The organism is Gemmata sp. SH-PL17, assembly GCF_001610855.1.
GTDB lineage: Bacteria > Planctomycetota > Planctomycetia > Gemmatales > Gemmataceae > Gemmata > Gemmata massiliana.
This window is the reverse complement of the sequence record NZ_CP011271.1, coordinates 1,232,103-1,250,005: the sequence shown is the minus strand read 5'-3', so window position 1 is coordinate 1,250,005 and position 17,903 is coordinate 1,232,103. Positions and strand designations below refer to the sequence as shown.

15 protein-coding genes and 1 tRNA gene are annotated in these 17,903 nt (G+C 63.7%); 7 read left to right on the top strand and 9 right to left on the bottom strand.

Annotation, left to right across the window (positions count from 1 at the left end):
* Nucleotides 1-15: 15 nt before the first annotated feature.
* The 9 genes from VT84_RS04995 to VT84_RS04960 all read right to left on the bottom strand — a co-directional run bounded on the left by VT84_RS04995 (nt 16) and on the right by VT84_RS04960 (nt 6,924).
* Entirely contained in the window at nt 16-240 is a 225-nt protein-coding gene (locus VT84_RS04995) for a hypothetical protein (RefSeq protein WP_052560515.1), read from the bottom strand.
* Complete coding sequence (locus VT84_RS38090) at nt 237-560, bottom strand: hypothetical protein (protein WP_157469197.1); 324 nt, start codon at nt 558-560, stop codon at nt 237-239. Before VT84_RS38090 ends, VT84_RS04995 begins: the two co-directional genes overlap by 4 nt.
* A complete protein-coding gene (locus VT84_RS04990) occupies nt 557-2,950 on the bottom strand; it encodes a phage/plasmid primase, P4 family (protein ID WP_082838732.1) in 2,394 nt (797 codons plus the stop codon). The genes VT84_RS38090 and VT84_RS04990 overlap by 4 nt, the downstream gene beginning before the upstream one ends.
* Nucleotides 2,947-3,306 (bottom strand): hypothetical protein, encoded by a 360-nt coding sequence (locus VT84_RS04985; RefSeq protein WP_052560513.1) that lies wholly within the window; start codon nt 3,304-3,306, stop codon nt 2,947-2,949. Before VT84_RS04985 ends, VT84_RS04990 begins: the two co-directional genes overlap by 4 nt.
* A 134-nt stretch (nt 3,307-3,440) precedes the next feature.
* Nucleotides 3,441-3,761: a hypothetical protein gene (locus tag VT84_RS04980; protein WP_052560512.1), complete on the bottom strand. Its 321-nt coding sequence runs from the start codon at nt 3,759-3,761 to the stop codon at nt 3,441-3,443.
* A 91-nt stretch (nt 3,762-3,852) separates the two neighbouring features.
* Nucleotides 3,853-4,095 (bottom strand): helix-turn-helix domain-containing protein, encoded by a 243-nt coding sequence (locus tag VT84_RS04975; protein WP_052560511.1) that lies wholly within the window; start codon nt 4,093-4,095, stop codon nt 3,853-3,855.
* Nucleotides 4,089-4,277 carry a hypothetical protein gene (locus tag VT84_RS04970; protein ID WP_052560510.1) on the bottom strand — a complete coding sequence of 63 codons (189 nt, stop codon included), beginning with the start codon at nt 4,275-4,277 and terminating at the stop codon, nt 4,089-4,091. The genes VT84_RS04975 and VT84_RS04970 overlap by 7 nt, the downstream gene beginning before the upstream one ends.
* A 161-nt stretch (nt 4,278-4,438) precedes the next feature.
* The gene (locus tag VT84_RS38085; RefSeq protein ID WP_157469195.1) at nt 4,439-5,548 is read right to left on the bottom strand and encodes a hypothetical protein; all 1,110 of its coding nucleotides are present in this window, start codon (nt 5,546-5,548) and stop codon (nt 4,439-4,441) included.
* 161 nt (nt 5,549-5,709) lie between these two features.
* Nucleotides 5,710-6,924 (bottom strand): tyrosine-type recombinase/integrase, encoded by a 1,215-nt coding sequence (locus VT84_RS04960; RefSeq protein WP_082838730.1) that lies wholly within the window; start codon nt 6,922-6,924, stop codon nt 5,710-5,712.
* Between the two features lie 166 nt (nt 6,925-7,090).
* On the opposite strand from VT84_RS04960, the gene VT84_RS04955 reads away from it, so the two are divergent.
* From VT84_RS04955 to VT84_RS04925, 7 genes are all read left to right on the top strand, one after another.
* A tRNA-Sec gene (locus tag VT84_RS04955) sits at nt 7,091-7,185 on the top strand.
* 169 nt (nt 7,186-7,354) lie between these two features.
* Nucleotides 7,355-9,031, top strand: coding sequence for a protein kinase domain-containing protein (locus tag VT84_RS04950; RefSeq protein WP_082838729.1), 1,677 nt, complete (start codon nt 7,355-7,357; stop codon nt 9,029-9,031).
* 286 nt (nt 9,032-9,317) lie between these two features.
* Nucleotides 9,318-9,941, top strand: coding sequence for a superoxide dismutase (locus VT84_RS04945; protein ID WP_052560506.1), 624 nt, complete (start codon nt 9,318-9,320; stop codon nt 9,939-9,941).
* Nucleotides 9,942-10,389: 448 nt separating this feature from the next.
* Complete coding sequence (locus VT84_RS04940) at nt 10,390-12,498, top strand: DUF1549 domain-containing protein (protein ID WP_082838728.1); 2,109 nt, start codon at nt 10,390-10,392, stop codon at nt 12,496-12,498.
* A 110-nt stretch (nt 12,499-12,608) separates the two neighbouring features.
* Entirely contained in the window at nt 12,609-13,985 is a 1,377-nt protein-coding gene (locus VT84_RS04935) for a DUF1501 domain-containing protein (protein WP_052560504.1), read from the top strand.
* A gap of 212 nt (nt 13,986-14,197) precedes the next feature.
* The gene (locus VT84_RS04930) at nt 14,198-15,517 is read left to right on the top strand and encodes a DUF1501 domain-containing protein (RefSeq protein ID WP_052560503.1); all 1,320 of its coding nucleotides are present in this window, start codon (nt 14,198-14,200) and stop codon (nt 15,515-15,517) included.
* A gap of 153 nt (nt 15,518-15,670) precedes the next feature.
* Nucleotides 15,671-17,851 (top strand): hypothetical protein, encoded by a 2,181-nt coding sequence (locus VT84_RS04925; RefSeq protein ID WP_082838726.1) that lies wholly within the window; start codon nt 15,671-15,673, stop codon nt 17,849-17,851.
* The last annotated feature ends 52 nt before the right edge of the window (nt 17,852-17,903 follow it).

Below are 17,903 nucleotides of genomic sequence, written 5' to 3'. Positions count from 1 at the left end.
GGTCCGCCGGACGAATCAGGCTTTCTGGTATCCGGGTCCGTCGGGTTCCTGGATCGGTGCCAAAGCGGGATCGTGGATCGGCGCGATGTGCCAGGAGCCCTTTCCGCGGATGAGTGCGAAGGCCTCGGCGTGGGTCGCCGCTCGCCCGGCTTTGCGCCAGCGTTGGCCTTTGCCGTGCGGCTTGTGCCAGATCACGTACAGCACCGGTTGCGGGACCGTGGCTACGGGTGCGGTGGTCATGGTGTCGCTCCTGGTGAGGAATCAGAAAGGCGCTGGCACTGCAGGCAGTTCGCGATGAACGGGCTGCCCGTATCGCGGGCGCGACAGGTCTCGCACCGCCGGAACTTGCAGTGCCAGCACCGGCCCCGGTCCAACGATCGACGGCACTCCGGACATGGGGCGATGAGCCGAAGGAGTTCGGGCTTGTGTTCGGTGAGGAGCTGCTTCAAGTCTGCGTGCATGGCCCCGGTACGGCACCAAAACTCAAGAGCGCCGTTGCCGCCGGGCCATAGGACGACGCCGCGAAGCGAGCACACCGCGAGTACCTCGGGGGCCGTCATAGTCGCCCCCTTTCCCCACCGAGGAAACCGGGGATATCCGATAGGAGATCGGCTTGGTCAGGGTGGTCAGGGTGGTCAGGGTGACCAGACACTGTAGCCCTATATGTGTCTTCAGAACGGTTTTTCACACCACATGCGTGCAATGCTTGGTCAGGGTGACCACCCTGACCACTTTCTCTCTGGTCAGGGTGGTCAGGGTGACCATTGACTTCTTCTTCCTCCGACAAATCCCCAAAGGGGCGCATTCCAATTCCGATGTAAACGTTAATGCGACCGCCACCCGCACGGGGCCGGGCGTCCCCGAGGCCAGAAAAGGCGGCGCGGAGGTCGCGTGCAAACATCGGCTCGGTGCCCGGTTCTTTGCGACCCTTGGCGTCGCACCACTGCCGCCAGGCGCTATAAAGTTCGCTTTTCTCCACCTGAAGCCCGGGCGCGAGCCGGCACTTTTCTTTAACGAACATGTTCACCGGTGACGCGATGTCTTCCATGCTCTCAACGAGAACGGCACCGCTTGCCGGCTGAAAGAACCGGCCCCGAGCAGTGAGGCGAGACCAGCCCTTTAGCGCCCACAAGAGGATGCCGGGGAGCTCCTTTTCGAGACGATCGAACAGGCCCGCGTCCTCTTTCCCGAACCAGCTCCGCGTCATGCGGAGGATGATGAACCGGCCCGCTAGCGCACCCGACGAGTCGCCGAGCTTCGGCAACTCGTTGGTCATGATCACGAGCCTGGTCGGGAGCTTGATGGTGACGGGATCACGGTGCTTGCGATCCACGGTGATGCAGTCCTCACCGCTGATACTGAGCAACCGCTCGGTGACGATGCTGGAGTCCGTGCGACCACTGAGCCGCGCGTCGCTGACAACGGCGACCGATTTCCCGAGGAGTGGGGAAAGACCGAAGTTAGTGCTGAGTGAACCGAGGGTTGGGCCGGCGAAGTTGAGGAACCCAATGAGCGCCCGGAGCACACGCGCAATGGTCCCCTTGCCGCTGCGCTTCGGCCCGACGATGAGGAGTATCTTTTGCAACCGCGTGTCGAGTGAAAGCAAGTACGCGAACCACTCGCACAGCGCGTCGATGCTTTCCTGATCCGCGTCCCAGATCTCGTGAAGCAGCTTGAGCCATTCCTTGGGCTCGGGTGCCGTCGGATCGTAGTCGAAAGGCGCCGCCGTCGCCGTGAAGAAATTCGGCGTGTTCGGTGACAGGCAATCGGGACGGCCGGCGGCAGCCGCGGCCAGATCCAGCAAGCCATTCTTTACGGGCAGCAACCCGGCCGGATTTGAGCCAGTGGCGCCGTTGATCCAGGCCGGCGAATGAGTGCTCGCGGATAAGAGCGAGACGCCGCGAAGAGCCTGAAGAACATCGCTGAGCAGCCTGACGGTCACGGGCCGGACGGTGGGCTTCTTACCCTTCTTCTCGTCCGCGATCGCTTCCCACTCGGTGACGGCCTTGGCATTCTGCCGGACAAACTCTTCACGCACCCAGCACGTGAGTTCGCCGCGCATGTCGGTGTCGGGGATTTCACGGTACGCGCCTTCGGAATACCGAAGGAACTCGCCCCGGTGAAACCGGATGGGCTGATCGATCGGTCGCGATGCGAGAAACCCGGCCGCCAAGCGGTGCGGGTTCGCGGGATCGTCGTTCGGTTCGTCCGAGTTCGGGCGGACGGGCGGCTTCGCGCCCGCGATGAGTGCCTTGAGTGCGTCCGCCCCGTTCACGACGATGAAATCGTCCAAGCCCTGCTTCGCGCCATTCGCGCCGGCAGGCAGCCGGACGACGTTTACTCTTGCGTCCTGAGCGCGGAGCACTTGTGAGAGGTGCCATTCCGCCCACAGGACGTTCTTGTTGGTGGTTGCGTCGCTGTCGTAAATGATCGTGACGGTCCGGCCCTTCCAGACGACCGGTGTGAGGCTCTCAATCAACTTCCGCGGTCCGGTCGCCTTGCCATCAGTCCCCTTCGGCCGTTTTTGCTGGAACCCAAAGACGCCAGCGAGCGCGACGCACGCCAACCCGACTTGATCGGTGGCCAGTGCTTTCTTCGCGCCCTCGGTGACGAGAAGCGGGATTGTGGGATCGGCGAGCGCGGCCCGCGTACCGGGCGGGAAGTACGCTTCGGTTTCGCGACCTTTCACGCACTCGTATTTGCGGACCCGGCCCTTGTTGTCGGTGAGCGGGCGCTCGGGTTTGAGTATGTGGTAGCCCGTGGGCGCGCCGTTCGGCCCGAAGTGCGGGATCACCATGCACGGGCCGAGTTTCGCGGCCCCACCCTTCCAGTTGAGTAACTTCCTGATCACGTCCGGGTCCGATTCCGAGCGGATGCCGGCCGCGGCGATCGTTTCGTCAGTAAGGCCGGACGCGCGCAGGTCGGCCGCGTGCTGAGGGAGCAGGTTCAAGCGGCACCTCCGTTCGGCCAGGGTTTGCGGGTGAACTCGGACGTGAGCCGCTTCAACTCGTCGAGTCCCGCCGTAACGATCAACCGCTCGATCGGCTCCGTGAACCGGGCGCACATGATTTCGTTCCACCGCCAAACGACACCGGGAAGCACAACCGCGGCCTGATCGGAGCGGGGCTCTTCTTCGGAATCAAGGACGATGTCGATGCCGAGGTGACGTTTCGCGAGCGAGCGGAGGGCCGGTGACGGTGCGAAGTCGCTGAGCCAGAGCAAGTAATCTTCGCGGCACTCGGCGAGCGTCGAACCTTTGAACCGGCCAAATGTTAGGCGGTACGGGGCGGGTGCGGGCAGTGACATCGTGGTGTCACCGCACCTTGCAACCGCCGGTGAGCGGGTTATAATCATGACGTCCTCGGTAATCACGGTTGCTTCGATCGGAACCCCGGTGCTGCTTCCACCGGGGTTCTTCGTTTCACGTCAATCAGCCCGTCTCAGAACTCGGAAAAGATGTTCAGACCGCACTCGACCGCGATGTGGCGAACGATGGCCTGGTGACGGGCCAAGTTCCCTGTCGGACCCCAAATGCGGAGCCCCCAAATCCGCTTCGGATCGTCCATGAGGGTGGCGATCGAGTCCGAGCGGAACCCGGCCGCCCAGAGCCGGGATTTCAGCCGGAACAGTTTGCTTCCGACGGCTTCGGAGAAATCGGGAGTGCTGTGGATGATCGCGAACCATTGCGGGGCGTCGTACTCGAACTGAACAAGGAGCCCGTGACTCTCTTTGAGCCAAGGCAAGGTCGCGACGTGCGCCATTGCCGCCTCAAGAAAATCCTGTGACTGTGGAACTGGACAAAAGAGCTGGGGAACTGGCATCAGAGATCCTCGGTGGTTACGGATGCTTCGATCAAACGTAAAACTGAATCACATCAGCCGGTTGCTTCGACCGGCGGACGGTGGGCGCGGGTGGGCTGGGCGTGCGTGCGGCCTCGAACGCTTCGAGTGCAGCTTGGGAAATGCGCCACCGCGGGCGCTTCGACCTGGCCGAGCGCGAAACGTTGACGGCTTTCAGTTCGCCGCGGGTGATCCAGGCGAGAACGGTCGCCTCGGAGACGCCGAACTTCTTCGCGACTTCGGGGACGGTCAGCACGTGGCCACCGCCTTCCGTTGCGGGACGATGCGCATGGTCACGTCGACGCCGAGGGCCAAGAGTTGGCGCTGTGCGTGAGCCGCCTGGTTGTAGTCGCCGGTTGAGACTGCGCGCTCAAGGACAACGAGCCAGTAGGACGGCCACTTGATTGCTTCTTTGAGCTTGTTCTCCGATGGTGCCACGGCATCACCTCCGAGATTGGTGCGTACTCACCAAATCCCGGGGGTGTCGGGCAAAGTGTCGGGTCTGACAGCCGGCGAAAACGAACAAACCACTGGAATTTCCAGTGGTTTGTGATTTTGAGAAAAATTGAAAGTGTCGAGAGGTGTCAGGCCTGACACCTTCAATCATCATCCGACTCCACGGCTTCTACGAGGCCGTCTTTAGTCTTAGTCCCATTCGGCCCGTGCCAAGCGGGTTTCCCGAATTCGTCTTCAAAGAGACCAAACAACATGTTCGCCCGCTTTCGTAGCTGCAAGTACTTGCTGTTTGCGTAAAGATTCGGTCGCTTAACCATCATAGCTTTAGCAAGCGCCACGACGTTCACCTTTCTCCCCGCTTGGTGCGCTTCAAAAAGAAAAGTGATACCGGCAGTAAGCGGATCAGGTTTACTTGGCTCTAATTGGGTGGGGATCGAATCGTTTTCCACCAAGGTGTCATCCGATGAGTCGTTCGTCAATTCCGTAGCGACGGGCTGCGAAGTAGTGGGCTCAGCCCAACGAAAAAGGTCCGAAGTGTTCCAGGAGTAGAATGCGCCGGGGTGGAGTAGGAATTCCACGCGCCGACAGTCGTCTACGAGGACTCGTAAGTGGTAAGGCTTGTCAATTCCGGGGTCCACCGGGTCGGCCGGGCTTACAGACCAATCTTCCATCCAAAGATTGTCGCGGAGGAAAGGGAACCACCCGAATGCCGGGCGCCAGTCGTCATCCGTCAGAATCAACTGAACTCGTTCGGTGACTGTCTCGACGGGCTTCTGTACGGCAAGACAAAGCAGAGAAGCTGCAATCACAGGCGGTTCACCAACGAAACTGCCGGCCATGCCCTCGACCCAAAGAAGGCGGTCGATAAGCGAACATGGCGGGTTCCGTTGAAACTCGTTGAGCGTGAAGCCACCGAATGGTGCGGCCTTTGGTCCCGAGTTGGGGCTACGTTCGATAATTTGGTCGTATTCAGTAACGGCAGCCGCAACACGTTTCAGACCGGCAGCGATAACCGATGCGTCTGGATGAGTACCAGCCGGGGGCAGTTGGCGCCACGGACGCCAAACGGGTGAAAGTGTTTCCCAGAGATGTTCCCAGGCGGCGTTCCACTCGACGCGGAGGCGGCGCAGCGGTCCCCACACTTCCGCTTCCATTCGCTCGCCATAGGCCCGGCGTCTCTCTTCACTCGCCTGCTTTTCGCGAGACCGGCGGGAAATAAAGTCATCGCCTTCAGGCGGTATTGCGCTCGGCATGTGATCCTCGATTGCGAGAAACCGGGCGGCCGGGCCGTCGCGACGCGCTCGAGTTAAACGCATCCGTTCCGGCCCGGCCGCGGTGTGGTCATGACTCCCCACGGCTCCGGTTGTTGAATGGTAAGCGGGTTCGCAGAAACGAGAAAGGTCGGCAGGTCCGGCTACGCGGATGGGCCAAAGAGCCAAGCTCGCACGTGATCGGCCACGGCGCGGAGCCGGGCATCATCAATGCGCTCACGGTAGTTGGCTGCCATCGATCCGTCCAAGTGTCCCATCACGAGATCCACCGCGACTTGGTCCTTAGATCCACCGGCCACGGTCTCGAAAACGTGACGCAAGGTGTAGAACCCGATCTGCTTGCGGTACAGTTTCAGCGCCTTCAACAGGTTCGTGAACCGGTACCCGACGAGATCTTTCGTGTTCCCCCGCGCGGACTGGCTCACGAGCGGAGTTCCTGCTTCCGACAGAAACACGCGGTTCGCGGCACTCGGTACCGCGGGTTGCGAACGAACCTCCAAAGCAACCCGAATCGCGGAGACCGTTTCCGGCCACAACGAGCACCGGCGCGCGATCCCGGTCTTCGGACGCGAAAAGTCGACCCACCCGGTTTCGAGGTTCACAGCTCGAATCGGTAGATCCGCGCAGTCGGCGTTACCGAACCCACAGTTCACCCCGAGCAGGATCATCGCCTTCATCGGGACGTCCGCGGAACCTATCAGCGCGTGTATGTCCGTCGGCTCAAGAACACGGGCCGGTTGGTTCGCCCTGTGGCGCCGCAGCGCGGAGGCACTGGGCTTCTGGAACTCGGGGCCGTACCGCACCGGTTGTGCCATCAGTCCCGATTCGTACCCGTACTTGAACACGCTCTTGGCCCGCGTGATGCTGTTGGCCAGTCGGACCGGTCCCCACTTACCCGCCATCGCCGCACGGAGTTCCGCGAAGTCGTTGGCGGCCAGGTCTTCTACCAGACGGTTCGTCCCGAACTGCTTCACCACGAAGTCAGTGATCACGCGGTAGTCGTAAAACAGCGCCGACGTGAGCTCGCCCGCCTCGACCTTGCGGAGTTTCGCCGTGAGGTAGTGGTTGCACAGCGCCGCGACCGTGAGATCGTCCGTCTTCGTGCGGGGCGTGCGCCCCACGTGCAGATCGTCGGCGACCCGCTTGTACTCCGCGAGCGCCGCTTCCCAGCCGTCGCCCTCGACGCGGACGAGTTTCCCGTCGACCCGACGCGCCCACTTCCCGAAGTAGTGGATCTTTCCACGGATCTTCTTCTGCCAAAATCCGTTCGCGTGAGGCGTGAGCGGAAAATCTGAATACGGCTTTTTGGGCTTGGTAGAAGCTTTTCCGTTCGTGCGCGCGCTGTTAGACTGCGACATTAGCCGCTTCTCTCATAACTCAGGGCAGAGCGGTACGGCCTCTAACGGATCTCACCCGTTAGAGGCCACTCGACTACCAAGATAGCCTACCGGTAGTCGAAACGGTAGTATACTCCAAAATGGCAGCAGGAGGGAAAGCACGGGAAGCACTGCAAAAACAAGCCTTGGGAGCGTTTGCACAACTGGTGTTGGCCCAGGTCTTCAAAACCTGTGGCGGGTGTGAGCAACGCTCGCTGTCGGTTCGATTCCGATACGCTCCCGTTGTTGGTTCAGAACGCAGATCCTCTCTCGGCGAACCAGACTCGCTGGTACTGGTCGCGATATTTGAAGGAGTTGGACACCGCGTAAGGGGTGCTGCGCTCGCACCAGCGCCCCGGGTTCGTGCCGCGCTCCACGCACGGAAACGCCTCACCTCCCGGAGGTTGCCCGAATGACGAACGAACCCGATTCCGGCGCCGGCGGGTCCTACGACTCGACCCGGTCGTCGTCGCCGACGGTGCCGGGATTGGTCCCGGATTTCATTACCGGTGCGGCCGCGCTGATGCCGCGCGGGGAGTTCCCCGAATACGAGTTCCTGCGCGAGTTGGGGCGCGGGGGCATGGGGGTCGTGTACCTGGCCCGGAACCGCTTCCTCGACCGACTCGAAGCGGTCAAGGTCGTGAAGGGGCCGTGGTCCGAGGACCAGTTCCGGCAGGAGGTCCGGGCCGCGGCCCGTCTCAACCACCCGAACGTGGTCACCGTTTACACCGCCCTGTCGGGGAGCGTCCTGGCGTTCGCGATGGAGTTCGTCGAGGGCGAGAACCTGTCCCGCCAGGTGAAATTGCGCGGCCCGCTCCCCCCGGCCCGCGCCTGCGCCTACGCGCGACAGGCGGCCCTGGGGCTTCACCACGCCCACGAGCGCGGGATGACGCACCGGGACGTGAAACCACAAAATCTGATGGTGTTCCGGTCAAACGGGCAGGACGTGCTCAAAGTTCTGGATTTCGGGCTGGCCAAGTTCGCGGAGCCGGATCTCGACTCGGTGGCCGTGCTGGGGCCGATACTCGGAACCCCCGGATACGCTTCCCCGGAACAGGTCCGGAACGCGGACACCGCGGACGTTCGGTCGGACGTTTACAGCCTCGGGGTCACGTTGCGCTTCCTGCTGACCGGGGAGCAACCGGGCGAGGACGATCCGTCGGAGGCGGAGGCGATTCAGGCGTCCTGGCCCGACGGACTCGCCGCGGTCATCGCTCGAATGACCGCACAAGGCCCCGCCGACCGGTACCAGACGGCGGCCGAGGTCGCGTCGGCGCTGGAGCCGTTCACCGTAACCGGGCCAGAGCCGGCACCCCCAGTCCGACCGAAGCGCAAGTGGCGGGCGATCGGCTCGGGGATCGCGCTTCTGGTACTCGTCCTCGGCGCGGCCACCATCGTGCTTTCGGGAGGCGCGCCCGTCGCGTCACGGGGCGGCGGGAGCGCTCCCCCGGCCCAACCTGCCGGCCGGCCGTTCGTTTCCATCTTCAACGGGACTGATTTGTCCGGTTGGGTCGTGGACGGCGGTAGTGCCGACCAGTGGTGCGTCGAGTCCGGCGCCATTGTCACAATCGGGCGCAAGACCGGGCCGCAGACGTGGCTCCTGAGCCAGCAGCCCTACGGCGACATGCGGTTGCGGTTCGAGTACCAGCTCGAAGCGGGCGGGAACTCCGGGTTCGTGTTCCGCGCGGTACCGGGCGAGCGCCCGATTTTGACCCCGGACGGGCGCCCGACCAAGATCCCCTACCACCAGCAAGTCGAGCTATCGGACCCCGCCGAAAAGGAATGGGAGTGGCTCCCAACCGGGCAGGTGGACGGCGGGAGCGGGAAAAGCGACCCCGCGCTGAAGCCCACGAGCCCGGCCAAACTCCGACCGTCGGGCGAGTGGAACGCGGTCGAGATCGAGATGGTGGGGCAGTCACTCAAGGTGACGCTAAACGGGAACGTAATTCAGACGGCCGACCTGGACCAACTCATCGCCCAGGGGAGCCGGTTCCCCGCCCTCAAGCGCAAAGAAGGGCGGATCGGGTTCCAGCAGTGCCGGGGCACCGTGCGGTTCCGCAAGGTCGAGATCCTCGAACTTCCCAAATGAGCCACGCAAGGATGGGCACCCACTGAGAGCGAACCCCGCCCGCAAGGGCGGCGGATGTGCTTCGCGCCGACAAGTACGCGCACCCGCCGCCCTTGCGGGCGGGGTTCACGTCGCGCGCTGTCGGTATGGTGCCACCGGTCCCGATCGGGTTTGCCTATTGCCGGGCTTTTCGGTTCCGCTGTGCAGTTCCGCGCACAACGTCGCACCCGTTCATAAACTGAGGTGGTTGGGCGCCCCGAACCGGGTGCCCGCGTGGTCGCCGTCTCACTTTATTAGAGGAATTTCAATGGCACACACACTCCCCGCGTTGCCGTATGCCTTCGACGCCCTCGAACCGCACATCGACGCCAAGACGATGGAGATCCACAGCCAGAAGCACCACAAGGCTTACGTGGACAACCTGAACAAGGCGCTCGAAGCGGCCCCGGACCTCGCGAACCAGGACATCGTGACGCTGCTCCGCGGGATCGGGAGCGTGCCGGCCGGGATCAAGCAGGCCGTCATCAACAACGGCGGCGGGCACCACAACCACACGCTGTTCTGGGAGATCATGGGCGCGGGCGCCGGCGGCGAACCGACCGGGCAGATCGCGGACGCGATCAAAGAGGGGTTCGGCGACTTCACCAAATTCAAGGACACGGTGAAGAACAACGGTCTCACGCAGTTCGGCAGCGGGTGGAGCTGGGTCGTGTACAACCCGACCTCCGGCAAGCTCGAAGCGCTCAAGAAGCCGAACCAGGACAGCCCGCTGATGGAGGGCCTCGTGCCGGTGCTCGGCGTGGACGTGTGGGAGCACGCCTACTACCTGAAGTACCAGAACCTCCGCGCGTCCTACATCGATGCGTGGTGGAACGTGGTGAACTGGAAGGCGGTCGAGGCCAAGTACGTCGCCGCCAAAGCCGGCAAGTAAGGGCACACGTTTAGAGATGTTTCCAAGGACCACCTGAACCCCGTGCGCGGCCCGAAGGACGGGGCGCACGGCCCCAATCAATGCGACCGGACTCTCCGGCCCGGTCGCCGGAATTCGTTACCGCACCTAGTAGCTCCGGGGTGCGCGTCTTAGCGCCGGTAGCTTTCGTCCGCTCGTGACCACCGGTAGGCACCGCGGTCCTTTTTCGCCGCGCAATGGCGCGGGGTGACACACCGCGCCGGCACCGGCTCCCCCCCCCTGCTCTTGTCTTGAGGCACGGTCGGACCACCGGCTTGCGCACCCCGACCGCGACGCTGCGCCGCATTTCTGTTGCTTCGGCGAACGCAGCGCGGCAAAATGGCCCGAGTCAGTTACCCGCCGAGACTGCCGGGACGTTCCTAAACGCCCGGTCACACCCGATTTTGCCACGCACACCGGACGCCGCCCCATGCGGTTCTTCCTGCCAATCCTTCTCCTCACGGCGCCGTGCCTCGCGCGGGCCACCGATGATCGTGTCGGCGATCCCGCGATCCATTTCGAGAACGACGTCCTGCCGGTTCTCGGTCGATACGGGTGCAACACGTCCGGCTGTCACGGGAAAGCAGAGGGACAAGGCGGGTTCAAGCTCTCCGTGTTCGCGTCGGACCCCGAAGCTGATTTCGCTGCCCTCACCAAAGAGGGGCGCGGGCGCCGCGTACTCCCGACGTCGCCGGATGAAAGTCTGCTGTTGCGGAAAGCCAGCGGGCGCGTCGCACACGGCGGCGGAACGAAGCTCCCCGCGGGGAACGATGATTATCGCGTGCTGCGGGCCTGGATCGCGGCGGGCACTCCGGTGGGTTCACCCGACGCGCCGCGAGTGGTCGCGCTTCGCGTGGAACCGGCCGAGCGCGTAATGGGCCAGAAGGCCGAACAGCAACTGAAAGTGTTCGCGAAGTACACCGACGGCAGCGAAAAAGACGTCACGCGCCACTGCCGCTTCCAGAGCAACACCGAAGCCGTTGCGAGCGTCGGTGCGGGCGGGGCGGTCAGTACACACGACGTCCCCGGTGAGGCCGCGGTGATGGCCGCGTACCTCGGCGAAGTCGGGCTGTTCCGCGTGGTGGTTCCGCGGCCCGGCGTCCCGGTACAAAACACGCTCCCGCAATTCAATCTCATCGACAAACTCGTTGACGCCAAACTCGCGAAACTGAACGTTGCCCCATCGGACGTGTGCAGCGATGCCGACTTCCTCCGGCGAGCGTTTCTCGACCTCACCGGGACACTACCCACGACGGAAGAAGCACGAAGTTTCCTCTCGGATCGTGCGAAGGACAAACGCGCGAAGCTCGTCGAATCGCTCCTCGACCGGCCGGAGTTCGCGGATCTGTGGGCGCTGCGGTGGGCCGACCTGCTCCGCGTGGACCGCGAACCGCTCGGGCACCAGCGGGCGCACCTCTACTACAAGTGGATTCGTGGTTCGATCGCCGCGAACAAACCGTTCGATCAGTTCGCGCGCGAACTCGTCACCGCGGAAGGCCCGGTGAACGAGGTTGGGCCTACGAACTTCTTCAAGGTTGTGACGAAGCCGGGTGAAATCGCGGGAACAATTTCGCAAGTGTTCCTCGGGGTCCGTATCGCGTGCGCGGAGTGCCACCACCACCCGTTCGACCGGTGGAAGCAGTCCGATTACTACGGGATGTCCGCGTTCTTCAGCACCGGGCCCACCACGCACCCGCGCACGCAGAAACCCGTCTTCGCACACGCGCTCGGCACCGACATGCCCGCGGCCGATCCTGCGGGCGATCGGCGCGTTCCACTCGCGGAGTGGATGACCAAGCCGGATAACGCCTTCTTCGCGCGGAACCTCGCGAACCGCGTGTGGGCGTGGATGTTCGGGCGCGGGCTGGTGGAACCGGTCGACGACGTCCGCGCGACCAACCCGCCGAGTAACCCCGAACTGCTCGACGCACTCGCGAAATACCTCGTCGAGAACAAGTTTGATGTGCGCAAGTTGATCCGGTTCATCGCCGCGTCGCGCACGTACCAGACCTCTGCCGCTCCCAACGCGACCAATGAGAAGGACGAGCGCAACTTCTCGCGCTCCTACTTCCGCCGACCGGAAGCGGAAGTTTTGCTCGACATGATCGCCCAGTCGCTAGGGGTGCCGGAGAAATTCACCGGTTCACCCGGAGTCACGCGGGCCGTTCAGTTGTGGGACAGCAAGGCCCGCAGCGACTTCCTGAAACTGTTCGGGCGCCCCAACCGCGTGACCGCGTGCGAGTGCGAGCGCACCCGCGAACCGTCGGTCAGCCAGGTGCTCAACCTGTTGAACTCGACCGAGATTCAGGCGAAGCTCACCCACGAAGCGGGCACGGTCGCGAAACTGGTTCGCGCACAGAAAGACGATGTGAAACTGATCGAGGAACTGTACCTGACGTTTTACTCGCGCTTCCCGACCTCGGACGAAACCACAACGGGCATGACGCACCTGAAGAAGTACGCGAACAATCGGCGCGCTGCGACCGAAGACCTCGCCTGGGCGCTGATGAACAGCACGGAGTTCTTGTTCAACCATTAGGCACTGGCCCGCAGACCGCAGGTGAACCCTGCCCGCAAGGGCGGCGGGTACATCGATAGTCCCATACACCCACCGCCCTTGCGGGCGGGGTTCACCAGGAGCTTTGACTCATGCTCCACCGCCGCGACGCGATGATTCGTTTGGGGCAACTCGGCGCGGGCGGCCTCGCGCTCCCGACGCTCCTCGAAGCCCGCGCGAACACACCCACTACCGCTAAAAGCGGGACCGCGGACTCGTGCATCTTCATATTCCTGTGGGGCGGGCCGCCCCAGCAGGACATGTGGGACATGAAGCCGGACGCGCCCTCCGGCATCAAGTCGCTGTTCAATCCGATCGACACCGCGGTGCCCGGGATTCGCGTCTGCGACCAGATGCCGTTGTTCGCGCGGCACACGGATAAGGTGGCGCTGGTGCGGTCGCTCTCGCACGCGGACAACAACCACGAGCCGAGCGTGTACCACATGCTCACGGGGCACAAAGACCCGACGCTCGTTTCGCCGCGCAACCCGCGGAAGCGCTCGCACCCGCCGAGCTTCGCGTCGGCCCTCGCGTACTTCGCCAAGCCGAGCGCGGTGCCCGCGAACGTAACCATCCCGCGCCCGGTCGGACACGACGGCGTGACATACGCGGGCACCTACGCGGGATTCCTGGGGCCGAAATTCGACCCGCTCGAAAAACTCGCCGCGAACAAATCGAGCGAGCCGGCCGCGCACCCGGACGTGCTCCCACCGGATGTGACTCAAACGCGCCTCGCGGCCCGCGAAGGGTTGCTCAAACTGCTCCAAAAGCAAGACGCGCACCTCCAGAAGACCGGCGGGAGCGAGCTGGACGACTTCCGCAACCAGGCGATGCAAATGATTGCGGCGCCGAAGGTGCGTGAAGCGTTCGATCTGAACAAGGAGCCGTCCCGGTTGCGCGACCACTACGGCCGCAACGAGTACGGCGAGAGTTTCCTGCTCGCGCGCCGACTGGTCGAGAGTGGCGTAAAGGTGGTCTCGGTCGTCTGGCTGTACATCATGCCGAACGGCGGGGTCGCGAACGTGTGGGACAACCACGGCGGCACTGGCGGGTTGGGCAGCATCACTGGGTACGCGATGCTGAAGGAAAAATACTGTCTCCCGCCGCTCGACCGCGCACTCGCGGCACTGCTCGAAGACCTGGGCGACCGCGGGATGCTCGATCGCACGCTGGTCGCGGTTGCAGGAGAGTTCGGGCGCACGCCGAAGATCAACAAGGACATGGGCCGCGACCACTGGGGAGCGGCACAAACGGCACTTCTCGCCGGCGGCGGCATCCGCGGCGGTCAGGTGTACGGCAAGACGGACAAGATCGCCGCGTACCCGACCGAGAACCCGGTTTCGCCGGACGATTTCCTCGCGACGATCTACCACGCGATGGGCGTCGATCCCGCCGCGATGATCCCCGACCGCGAGAACCGCCCGCACCGATTGTGCGACGGAAAACCGGTGGTGGGTCTGTTCGGGTGATTGGCGCGACCGTCACGTGCGGCCGCCGTGAACCCCGCCCGCAAGGGCGGTGGGTCGGCGACAAGAGCAGTTGCTCTGACACAAGTAGGTTGCGGGCGGTCGCAATGAGAGGCAACCACCCGCCGCCCTTGCGGGCGGGGTTCCCCTTACCGTTGCCAAACCGTTCGACAGTACCAGCCGGCCTAGCGAGCAAGTTCGCTAACGAGGTTCCTATGCCGATTCCTTTCTGTGACGGTCTCTCCCGGCGCGACGCGCTCCGCGTCGGCACCGCGGCGCTCTTTGGCTCCGCACTCGGATTGCCGCACCTGCTACGCGCATCGAGCGAGGCGAAAGCAAAAAAAGACGTGTCGCTGATCTTCATTTTTCTGCACGGCGGGCAGAGCCACATCGACACGTTCGACCTGAAACCGGATGCGCCGGCCGAGTTCCGCGGGGATTTCAGCCCCGCGAAAACCAAGATCCCCGGTCTCCAGATTTGCGACCTGTTGCCGAAGGTGGCCGGGCAGGTCGACAAGTTCTCGCTCATCCGCTCGTTCCGCCACCACAACTCGGACCACGGCCCCGCCGACCACTACATCCTCACGGGGTACTTCCCCGCGGCCGGGTTCAATCCGAGTCTCAGCCCGAACAACCAGCGCCCGTGCGTCGGGTCCGTCGTGTCAAAGAAGCTCGGCCCGAAGGGGTCTGTGCCCGCCTACGTCGCCCTGCCGAAAGTTCACCCGAGCGGCGGAGCGGCTTACCTCGGCGCGAACCACGCACCCTTCGTGATCGACGCCGACCCGAGCGCGCCGAACTTCAGTGTACCGGACCTCGTACCCCCGCCGGCCATCGCGAGCAACCGCCTCGACGACCGCAAAAAGCTGCTCGAAACCGTGGACCGGTTCCACAAGAGCGCGGAAGTGAAAGCGAACCCCACTGCCGGCGCGCTCACCGCGTTCCGTGACAAAGCGTTCGACCTGATGACGTCGCGCCAAGCAAAAGAGGCGTTCAACATCCACGCGGAAGCGGACAAACTCCGCGACGAGTACGGGCGCCACTCGCTCGGCCAGTCGTGCCTCATGGGGCGCCGACTGGTGGAAGCCGGCGTCCGGTGCGTGACCATCGACCACTCGAACTGGGACACGCACGACGGCAACTTCGCGGTGCTGAAGAACTCGCTGCTCCCGATGTACGATTCCGCCATCAGCACCCTGTTTCGCGACCTCTCCGACCGCGGGTTGCTCGATTCGACGATGGTGGTGGTGACCGGCGAGTTCGGGCGCACGCCGCGGATCAACAAGAACGCGGGTCGGGACCACTGGGGGCCGGCGTTCACGGTGCTGCTCGGCGGCGGGGGCATTAAGCCGGGTGTGGTGGTGGGCAAGACAGACGCCCGCGCCGAAAAGCCGGCGAGTGATCCCTACGGTCCCGAAGACCTGTTCGCAACGATGTACACGTGCATGGGCATCGACCCGAAGGACGAGGCCCACACGCCCGACGGCCGTCCCATCGCGCTGGTCAACAACGGCAAGGTGATGACCGAGTTAGTGTGAACGTCTGAGAAACCCGCCCACTTTTGTATTTCGTGGCACAGGCCTCTGGCCTGTGTGAGCGCGTCCACAGGCCAGAGGCCTGTGCCACAAGACAAATGACTACACGCACCAGTTCAACGGGAACGAGTCACAGAGCCAAGCGCGAGAACGATCATGACCGGGAACCGTAGTTCGTTCGGCCTCCTGTTCTCTCTGTGCCTTTGCGCCGCGGTTGCCAGCGATTCAGTGGTCCTCGCCAATCCGCCCACGGTCAGTTACATCTTCCCGGCCGGAGCGCAACGCGGAACACCAGTCGATGTCCGCGTGGGCGGGCTGTTCCTCTACGATAAGCCGGCATTTGAAGTAACCGGGCCGGGAATCACTCACTCACCGCACCTCGCGCACGCGAAACGTGTGTGGTTCGAGGGGCCGCTCCTCCCGCTCCCCGAGTCCCAGCAGCAAGAAGACTACCCGGCCGACCTGCGCGGAAACGTCGCGCTCACAAAAGATGCCCCCCTCGGTTCGCGCCGCGTGCGCGTGTTCACGGCGCAAGGGGCCGCGAGCGGACCGCGGTTCGTGGTCGGCGAATTGCCCGAAGTGGTGGAGCAAGAAACGGACGGCGACCCGATCCCCACACCCATTAAGCTGCCCGTCACGGCAAACGGGCGCATCTTCCCGCGCGAGGACATCGACCTCTGGGAGTTCGACGCCGCGGCCGGCACAACGGTCACCGCGTTCGTTCACGCGCAATCGCTGAACTCGCCGCTCGTGTCGAAGCTGGACATCCTCGACGCAAAGGGAAATGTGGTCGCGGAGCAGATGCTCCACCCGTGTGTCGGGACGGACGGCTCAGTAAAGTTCACGCCGAAGGTAGCGGGGAAGTACCGCGTGCGCGTCACCGACGCGCGCGCGCTCGGTGGTCCCGCATACGTGTACCGGCTCACGATCACCGCAGAGAACGTGCCGGAGTTCCACTACCCGCTCCGCGCGAAGCCGGACGGGTTGAAGGACGCACTCGACGCGGCCCCAGTGTTACAAGCTCCGATCGCACTGAACGGTCGGATCGAGCGCCCCGGCGCCGTCAACGAATGGAAACTCGATCTGAAGAAAACCGGGAGCTATACCTTCGATCTGCAAGCCCGGCGCCACGAGTCGCCGCTGTGTGGTGTGGTCACGATTTTCGACGCAACCGGCAAGGAACTGAAGCGCGCGGAAGGCACCGAAAACAGTGATCCCGCGCCGTTCGCGTTCGGCCCACCGACCGACGGCGTTTACACGGTAAAAGTGGGCGAGAAGTTCCGCGGGCGCGCTGGCGCGAACTTCGTGTACCGGTTGCGCGTGTTGGACGCCCCTGAGAAACTCGAACCCGGCTTCAAGCTCACGGCAACGACCGACGTGTTTACCGTGCCGCGTGCGGGTACGCTTAAAGTGAAGGTGACCGCAGAACGGTTCGGTACGTTCAACGGGCCGATCGTTGTCGGTGCAGTGGATCTGCCAACGGGTATTACGGCCTCTACGATCCGGATCGCCACGAACCAGCAAAGTGCCGATCTGGTATTCACGGCCGGTGCGGACGCGCGTATCGCGACTCACCCGCTCCGTCTCATCTGTGTCGGCGCGGACGGGCTAGCCGTTCACCACAGCAGCGCGACGTTCTCCGGTGTCGCCGATATGCGGCTTCAGGTTGCGCTCCCGACGCCCTTCAAGATCGTCGACCAATACGTGATGACCAGCGCCCCTCGCGGCGAAACGTACCACCGCAGATACGCGATCGACCGTAACGGCTTCGACGGGCCGATTCAGATACAACTCGCGGACCGGCAGGCGCGGCACCTCCAGGGCGTGACCGGGCCGGTTCTCACACTAAAGCCGGGCGAAACCGAGTTCGCGTACCCCGCGTTCCTCCCACCGTGGATGGAGATGGGACGCACGTGTCGCGTGTGCGTGATGGCGACCGCGAAGGTACGCGATCCGATCGACGGGCGCGAGCACACCGTCAGTTTCAGTTCGGTGGAGCAGAATCAGCAAATGATTGTCGTCGTTGGCCCCGGGCGCCTGGACGTGAGCGCGGAGAAGACCAGTATCCTCGCGGAAGGAGAAGTGAAGCTGGCGGTGAAGGTCAGTCGGAGCAAGAACTTGAGTGGTCCCGCAGTCGTGGAACTGGTGCTGCCCGAGCACGTGAGGGGAGTGACCGCCGCCAAGCTCGTTGTCGCGGCCGACAAGGGTGACGGCGAACTCGTGCTGAAGTTCGCACCGAACGCCGGGCCGTTCAACGCGCCTCTTGTCGTGAGAGCCACCGTGCAAACGGATTCCGGCCCGGTAACTTCCGAGACGAAGATCGAAGCAGTTCGCTGAGCTTCTTAAGTCCCGAGTCGTAAGGTTGGCGGCGTTTCGACCTTATGACTTT

Excerpts from the sequence above, each read along its gene's own strand:
- VT84_RS04945 (WP_052560506.1), top strand. The coding sequence starts at position 9,318 with ATGGCACACACACTCCCCGCGTTGCCGTATGCCTTCGACGCCCTCGAA.
- VT84_RS04950 (WP_082838729.1), top strand. The coding sequence starts at position 7,355 with ATGACGAACGAACCCGATTCCGGCGCCGGCGGGTCCTACGACTCGACC.
- VT84_RS04985 (WP_052560513.1), bottom strand. The coding sequence starts at position 3,306 with ATGTCACTGCCCGCACCCGCCCCGTACCGCCTAACATTTGGCCGGTTC.
- VT84_RS38085 (WP_157469195.1), bottom strand. The coding sequence starts at position 5,548 with ATGCCGAGCGCAATACCGCCTGAAGGCGATGACTTTATTTCCCGCCGG.
- VT84_RS04995 (WP_052560515.1), bottom strand. The coding sequence starts at position 240 with ATGACCACCGCACCCGTAGCCACGGTCCCGCAACCGGTGCTGTACGTG.
- VT84_RS04940 (WP_082838728.1), top strand. The coding sequence starts at position 10,390 with ATGCGGTTCTTCCTGCCAATCCTTCTCCTCACGGCGCCGTGCCTCGCG.
- VT84_RS04930 (WP_052560503.1), top strand. The coding sequence starts at position 14,198 with ATGCCGATTCCTTTCTGTGACGGTCTCTCCCGGCGCGACGCGCTCCGC.
- VT84_RS04960 (WP_082838730.1), bottom strand. The coding sequence starts at position 6,924 with ATGTCGCAGTCTAACAGCGCGCGCACGAACGGAAAAGCTTCTACCAAG.
- VT84_RS04925 (WP_082838726.1), top strand. The coding sequence starts at position 15,671 with ATGACCGGGAACCGTAGTTCGTTCGGCCTCCTGTTCTCTCTGTGCCTT.
- VT84_RS04980 (WP_052560512.1), bottom strand. The coding sequence starts at position 3,761 with ATGGCGCACGTCGCGACCTTGCCTTGGCTCAAAGAGAGTCACGGGCTC.
- VT84_RS38090 (WP_157469197.1), bottom strand. The coding sequence starts at position 560 with ATGACGGCCCCCGAGGTACTCGCGGTGTGCTCGCTTCGCGGCGTCGTC.
- VT84_RS04935 (WP_052560504.1), top strand. The coding sequence starts at position 12,609 with ATGCTCCACCGCCGCGACGCGATGATTCGTTTGGGGCAACTCGGCGCG.